The 1920-nt window shown below is 70.9% G+C and carries 1 protein-coding gene; it reads left to right on the top strand.

Features of this window, described 5'->3' with window-relative positions; all coding sequences use genetic code 11:
* Window positions 1–224 precede the first annotated feature (224 nt).
* A complete protein-coding gene (locus ACWJ6R_RS35520; protein ID WP_449066410.1) occupies window positions 225–1865 on the top strand; it encodes a GMC oxidoreductase in 1641 nt (546 codons plus the stop codon).
* Window positions 1866–1920: the final 55 nt, after the last annotated feature.

Here is a 1920-nt window from a genome sequence, read left to right as displayed (position 1 = left end):
CCAACCTCGACCCCGGCCCCAACCTCGACCCCGGCCCCAACCTCGGCCTCGGCCTCGGCCTCGGCCTCGACCTCGGCCTTGGCCCCGAACGACACCCGAGCGACAGACGCCCTGACCCGGCGCTCACGTATAGGCGAACGCGCCCGAGCCGCCTCCGCGCGCGGAGCGGCCCGCCGCGCGACATGCACGACCGGTCTCGTTTCGTCGAGGGTGAGGAACCGAACATGAGCAACACCGCCCCGGATGGCCCCGGATCCAGAGGCATCTCACGCCGCGGCTTCATCGCCGGAACCGGCTCCGTCCTGGGAATCGCGGCCCTCGCGGACCGCGGCACCGCGGCCCGGGCGGAGACCGCCCGCGCCGCCGCCCCGATCGCCTCCGGAGCCCACGTCCCGGCCCTGGTGATCGGCACCGGGTACGGCGGTTCCGTCGCCGCCCTGCGTCTCGCCCAGGCGGGCGTCGACGTGCACATGATCGAGATGGGCATGGCCTGGGACACCCCCGGCTCCGACGGCAAGATCTTCTGCAACACGCGTGAGCCGGACTACCGGTCCTACTGGCTGCGCACCAGGACCAAGGCCCCGCTCAACTACTTCCTCGGCTTCCCCATCGACCGGGACATCCCCCGGTACACCGGCATCCTGGACGCCGAGGAGTTCGGCGGCATCACGGTCTACCAGGGTCGCGGCGTCGGCGGGGGGTCGCTGGTCAACGGCGGCATGGCGGTCACCCCCAGGCGGGAGAACTTCGGCGCCGTCCTGCCGTCGGTGGACGCCGACGAGATGTACGACGTCTACTACCCGCGCGCCAACGCCGGGCTCGGGGTCGGCACCGTCGATCCGGCCTGGTTCGACTCCACCGCCTGCTACCAGTACTCCCGGGTCGGCCGCAAGCACGCCCGGCGCTCCGGATTCCCGTTCGTCTTCGTGCCCGACGTGTACGACTGGGACTACATGGAGCAGGAGGCGGCCGGGACCGTTCCCAAGTCGGCGCTGGCCGGTGAGATCCTCTACGGCAACAACCACGGCAAGAAGTCGCTGCAGCGGACCTACCTGGCCCAGGCGAGGGCCACCGGCAGGGTGACCGTCTCCCCGCTGCACCGGGTCACCTCGGTCGCCCCCGCGGGCGGCGGCTACACCGTCGTCATCGATCAGCTGAACACCACCGGCGGCACCACGGCCGTCAAGACCGTGACCGCGGACCGGGTGTTCTTCGCCGCCGGCAGCGTGGGCACCAGCAAGCTGCTGGTCAAGCTGAAGGCCACCGGCGCGCTGCCCGGCCTGAACGGCGAGATCGGCAAGGGCTGGGGCGACAACGGCAACGTCATGTGCGGCCGCGCCAACCACCTGTGGGACCCGACCGGCGCCCTCCAGTCGGCCATCCCCTGCTCCGGCATCGACAACTGGGCCGCCGGCGGCGCGTTCGCCGAGGTCGCGCCGCTGCCCACCGGGATCGAGACCTTCGCCTCGTTCTACCTGTCCATCACCAGGAACCCGCACCGCGCCGAGTTCTCCTGGAACGCCGCGGCGGGCAGGGTCGACCTGAATTGGCAGGCCTCATGGAAGCAGCCGTCCATCGACATGGCCAGGACCATCTTCGACAGGATCAACTCCAAGGAGGGGACGATCTACCGGACCGACCTCTTCGGCGTCTACAAGATCTGGGGCGACCACCTCACCTACCACCCGCTCGGCGGCGCGGTGCTGAACAGGGCCACCGACAACTACGGCAGGCTCACCGCGTATCCGGGCCTGTACGTCATCGACGGCGCGCTGATCCCCGGCAACACCACCGTCAACCCGTTCGTCACCATCACGGCGCTCGCCGAGCGGAACATCGAGAGGATCATCGCCGTGGACCTGTGACGACGGTCCTCCCGCGGCGGCCGCCCCGGCCGCGCCGAGCGGGCCCCGGCGAGTC

This window comes from Planomonospora algeriensis, assembly GCF_977012225.1.
This window is presented reverse-complemented; position numbering and strand designations above follow the sequence as displayed.

Coding starts and splice junctions, on each gene's coding strand:
- ACWJ6R_RS35520 (WP_449066410.1), top strand. CDS start 225: ATGAGCAACACCGCCCCGGATGGCCCCGGATCCAGAGGCATCTCACGC.